The 5,064-nt window shown below is 69.1% G+C and carries 3 protein-coding genes; all 3 read right to left on the minus strand.

The genetic code is table 11. The features are described from left to right. Positions 1 to 255 precede the first annotated feature (255 nt). The 3 genes from ACFHWU_RS28630 to ACFHWU_RS28640 are packed head-to-tail and all read right to left on the minus strand — an operon-like array spanning position 256 to position 4,992. Entirely contained in the window at positions 256 to 1,149 is an 894-nt protein-coding gene (locus tag ACFHWU_RS28630; protein ID WP_416592225.1) for a thiopeptide-type bacteriocin biosynthesis protein, read from the minus strand. A 25-nt stretch (positions 1,150 to 1,174) separates the two neighbouring features. Further along, positions 1,175 to 2,404, minus strand: a complete 1,230-nt coding sequence (locus tag ACFHWU_RS28635) for a lanthionine synthetase C family protein (protein WP_416592226.1) — start codon at positions 2,402 to 2,404, stop codon at positions 1,175 to 1,177. After that, entirely contained in the window at positions 2,401 to 4,992 is a 2,592-nt protein-coding gene (locus tag ACFHWU_RS28640) for a lantibiotic dehydratase (protein ID WP_416592227.1), read from the minus strand. Before ACFHWU_RS28640 ends, ACFHWU_RS28635 begins: the two co-directional genes overlap by 4 nt. Between the last annotated feature and the right edge of the window lie 72 nt (positions 4,993 to 5,064).

Genomic DNA, 5,064 nt, shown 5'->3' on the forward strand with positions numbered 1-5,064 from the left:
GCGACCGTGCAGGTCGCGGCGATCAACGAGTGGCTGTGACCGACTTTGATACACGCCCTAGGTCGGGTAGTCCGCAGTCGGACGCGAGTAGCGCCGCGAGGTTGAATACGGAGGTCGCTGCGGCAGTGTCGCGGTTGCATGCGGCGGTGACGGCTCGGCGCTGCAGGTCGGTCACGCGTTCGGCGAGTGGGGTGCAGGTAGGTCTGGGGCGGGCGACGAGGGGAAAGCGTCGGGCTTGTTGGCCTAGGCGATCCGTCATTGCGCGGTTCCCGGACCGGTGGCGATGATTGGTTTGGTCGTCGCGGCCTGCTCCGGGCGGCGTTTCTCGGGTCGCGCGGCCGGGTCGGGGCCGAAGACGGTGTCCGCGGCGTGGGTGGCGAGAACGGCTTGGGTGGTGGCGGGTAGGCCGAGTCTGTTCATCGCGAAGATGATGTGGTGGGCGAGGACGTCACGGAGGCCTCGGTGTAGGTGTCCCGTCATGGCGAGGTGGGCGAGGTCGTGGCCGGCGGTGGCGAACGCGCCGGCCCAGTCGGACGCTGTGGCGGACGGCCCGTCTGGGACAGCGGTTGTGGTCAGGTTGATGCTCATCAGCCGACGTAGGGCTGAATGAAGCGCTGCGGCGTCGTGTAGGCCGAGGTCGGCGGGTGAGGGCCGGTGGTCAGCGACCCGGACCCATACGTCGCCTTGTTCATACCAGTCGAGTCCGGCGGCACGGAGCAGGGCGGTGGACAGAATCATGGCGAGTTCTCGCCGACGGCGGTCGGTGGGGTGCTCTGCCGTGGCCGCGAGGTAGGTCAGCACGTGCCGGCTGTCGGCGTGCCAGAGCCGGTGTGCGACGGCCATCGCTTCGACTCCGCCGAAGGCGCGTGTCTCGGGCTCGTATACACCGTCGACGGCGTGCCGTATGTGTTCGTCGCGGGTGAGGGAGTCGAGATGGTCCAGCACATGCGACCGTGTTCGTGCAGGTTGCTGAGCGGGCAGGTAGCGCAGCCGCCATCGGGGTGCCTTGCGGATGAAGAACCAGGCTGTGATGAGTTTGTCGGTTTCCGCTTCGGTGAGTAGCGGCATCAGATGGGTGACGGCGAGGTGTTCGGTCTGGGCCGGGTCGGGTGGCTCGATGGTGACCTGTAGCCAGGGTGTGGGGTTCACGAGTCCTCGTGGGGTCGGGGGGTGGTCAGGACAGGAGGAGGGCGCTGTCCCACGCGGAGGCAGGTGGCGTGCCTGTTCCGATGGTGTGGAGAGCGAGGGCGGCACCGGCGGCGCCGTCCATGAGTTCGTGTCCGGCCCCGGGCTGCGCCAGTTGGTCGGCGAGTTCTGCTGCCAGGCCGGGTAGCTCGGCGGCGATGGCCGGATTGCCGCCGTCGATGGCCATTCGGAAGGCCGCCTGGAGCAGGCCGGCCTTTCCGTGGCAGAGGCCGATTCCGGGTAGCAGCGCGCGTTGGTTGGGGTCGCGTAGCGCGGTGAGTATCGCGTTCTCCGCGGTTGTCTGCCGGCTGGTGTCGCCGAGGGCGATGCCGGCCAGTTGTTGTGCGCGGGCGGTGCCGCTGACGCCGTAGCACCAGGACGGCCGGGGACGGTGCGGCGGTGTCCGGCGGACGGCGTGGTCGGTGGTCAGGTAGCCGGGCCACCAGGCGCCGATGCCGTCGGGCTGGCGCCACTGGTCGGTCCAGGCGCAGAGGGCGGCGAGGGCGTCAGTCAGGCCCGGTACGCAGATGTGGCGGAGTGTGGCGATGGCCATGAGCGCGATGACCGCGCCGACGCCATGGGCGATTCCGAGGTTGCCGTGCCCATCCGGATAGTCCGGGTGCGGGTCGCCGGACAGACCCACTGGCATCCACCACGGCGGGAGGTTCTCGGTGCCAGATGGTCCGGGAAGGGGGTGGGTTAGGCGGACCAAATAGGAGAGCACCTCGTGGGTGGCGGGGTGATCGGGGTGGCGGCGAAGGTGGTAGACGCCGAGCCCGGACAGTCCGTGGATCAGGTCGAACTCGCGCATCACGAGTGGATCACCACGGTCTATACGGGCGTGCGCGGCGGTCAGGCGGGTGCGGGTGAGCGTGATCGTGGTGTCGTCGAGTGCCGCCAGCACCCGGCGGGACCAGGTCTTGCCGGCGGCGTGGAGAGCGAAGCCGAGGGCGGGCGCTCCGTGGAACAGGTTGGCGTTCGCTCCTGCGCTGATCGGTTCGCGGGCGGCCGCCGTCAGCCAGGTGCGGGCGAGGGCGTCGTCGCCGTGGCCGCTGCGGGCACGTTCGATGTGGAGCAGTGCGATGCCGACGGCACCACCTGCGAGGGACTGCGGCCGGAACCGTCTGTTCGAGGGCTCGTGGTGGGCGATTGTTGGCGAGGCAAGGGTGTCTGCGATGGTCGTGGCCGCGGTCATCGCTGCCTGGTTCGGGGCGATCATCGGCGGCTCGGTGCGCGGGTGGTCCAGCTCAACGCGGCGGCGCGGGCCAGGTGCAGGCAGAGGCGTTCGCTGTTCGGGTCGGGCCCGATCATGCGGGTGTGGTGTAGGTGGAGTAGGTCGGGCAGCACGCTCGCGGGTGCGATTGTGGCGGCGGTCAGAGCGTCTCGGTACCGGGCCAGCGCCTGATGGCGCCAGCGTCTGGCGGCGTGGAGTTTTTCTCTGTCCTGGGAGCCTGTCATCTGCGGCTGGTCGGGGCCGGTTAGCTGGATGGTGTGCTGGTAGACGTCGCGGGGTGGAGCGGGTCGGTACGGGCGGGTGTGGTCGATCAGCCAGCGCATGCCGGTGTCTTCGCCGAGGACGGAGGTGGTGAGGTCGAGCAGGTTCGCCGCGGTCGCCGCGCGGATGTCGGGTGTTCGTTCGTGGCGGACGAGGGCGAGTTGCGCGACGGCGGTGGCCGAGTCGGCCGCGAAGACCTCGTTGCTGGCTTCGCGGGTGGCCGGGCCGCCGAAGCGGGCGTCTTCCGGATAGTCGGTGTCGATCTGTACCCGGGCGATCAGACCGGCACGGCGGAGCTCGCGGGTCCATCGTCCGATCAGGGTGTGGTCCGGGTCGCCGGTCAGTCGTAGCCGCAGGTGCGGCTCTGGGTCGCCGTAGCGTAGGAACCACCACCGTGCCGGGGTGCCCAGCCGGTGCAGCAGGAGCGGCAGGTGTTGGGTGAGGATCGTGGTCTGTCTGCCCGGGTGGCCGTACAGCTTGAGGTAGAGGCGTTCGTCGCTTCCTGGCAGGTGCCCATGTTCACGGACGTTCACCACCGGCGCGGTGGCGATCAGTGGCGGTGGCGGTGCCGGGTTAGCGGTAGAGGCGAGCGGAACGACGATCTCGTGTGCGTGCCCGCCGATCCAGCCGGCGGTGTCCGGTAGCGGCGCGGCGCGCAGCACCGCCGTGGTGTTGCGGTCAAGGTGGTCGCGCAGCAACGCCTGGTGGGCGGGTTCGGCCAGATCCAGGCCGATGCGTTGGTCGCTGTCACCGAGATACACCGTTTGCGGACACCCGGTCGTCGTTTGCCACGACCACAGCTTCTCGGTCCACTCTCGCCAACTGGTGGTGGCAGTGGTCAGGGCGGTCCTGGCCAGCAGCCAACGCGCCGGCGACAGGATGGTTCGTCCGTACCGCAGAGCGGGTAGGAACGGTAACCCGCTCGCGGCGCCCCAGTCGAACGCTGTGCAGGCCGTCGAGAAGGCGGTGGTGGCCTCGGTGAGAAACCGAACGATCGGCAGGGTGTAGTGCACCTGTTCGACCGCGTTGAGCACGATCGGTTCGAGCAGGCGGCGCCGAGACACCGACACCAGGTACACGCGGTTGGCGTCGGCGGTGACGGCGATGTCGTCGAGGGTGATCCGGTCGGAACCGCTGTCGTGGTACTCCCCGACCGGGATGACGTAGGGCATCACCTGCGGGGCGCGGGCCACGTCCTCGGTGATAGTGTACGGGGTCACTGCGGACACCTGCGCGGGCAGCGCGCCGCGCGTCGTGGTCGACAGGTACGAGTACTGGGCGGCGATTCGTTTCTGATCGGTCGTCTCGAGCAGGTCGAGAAACCGACCGGTGGTGGTGCCGGCGTTGCGGGACACCCCGACGACCACGAGCTGGAAGGTGCCCTGGTCGAGATCCTGTACGGTTCGGGCCTGCACAATGACGGTCAGTTCCGTGCTCGGTCGGATACGGATGCGGGGCACGCCGTCGGCTAGGTCGCCGATGGCGGTGTCGTCGAGAACGATCTCGTGCTGACGCCGCAGCGCCGCGTTCTGGGCCAGGGCTAGCAGTTTCCGGTCGCGTGGTGTCAACACGGCCGCCGGGGTGGGTGGGGCGCCGCGGTAGCCGGCGGGGAATCCGAGGCCGATGTCGGCGTCCACGACGTCGCGGACGGGCACCAGCGCGTGTGGCCCATAGCGTTCCAGGAAACGGCGGTGCCATGCTGGCCAACCCGTGCGGCCAGACCCGGAGAGGCGGGTGAGCGCATCGGCCGCTGACGCGGCTTCAGAGGCGACGGTCTCGGTGATGGCAAGCTCGATGTCGAGGCGTACGTCGACCACGACGGATGGTTCACCGGTCGGGTGCAGGGCGGCCATCGCCTCGGTGAGGCGGGCACGCCGCTCGGCTGTGGCGCTGACTGGCGCCCTCCTGTGCCGCGCTATCTGGTCGCTCAGCCTCCGTATCCGCGCGCCGGCGGATGGTTCGGCGGTGAACTTCTCATCGCTTGGGTAACGGTCGTCGCGGCTGGCGAGCGCGCGGTCGACGCCTGCGACGACGACGGACAGCGGGTCGATCGAGGTGGACGCCGGCCGTAGCTCAGTCAACAGAAGTCGCTGCGACACCATTTCCGCGAGCAATGCAGACACCACGCCCGCACCGACCCGGTGGTCGGTGGCGAGTTTGTCGACGAGGTCGGCGAACAGTACCGGGTCGCTCGCCGCGGCAAGAGCGGCACGCACTGGTCCGGTGCCACGGACGTGGACCTCGGCTCGGTTCTCGTCTGGACGCTGCCGGAAGCGGTGTTCCAGGACGACCTCGCCGTCGCGGAAGGTCAAGAGATCGTTGGGGGCCTGTAGGGAGATCTGTGTAACGGATGTCAGTAGAAGTCCGTTATGACCGGTGGGTAG

Source organism: Micromonospora sp. LOL_015 (genome assembly GCF_048060275.1).
GTDB lineage: Bacteria > Actinomycetota > Actinomycetes > Mycobacteriales > Micromonosporaceae > Micromonospora_E.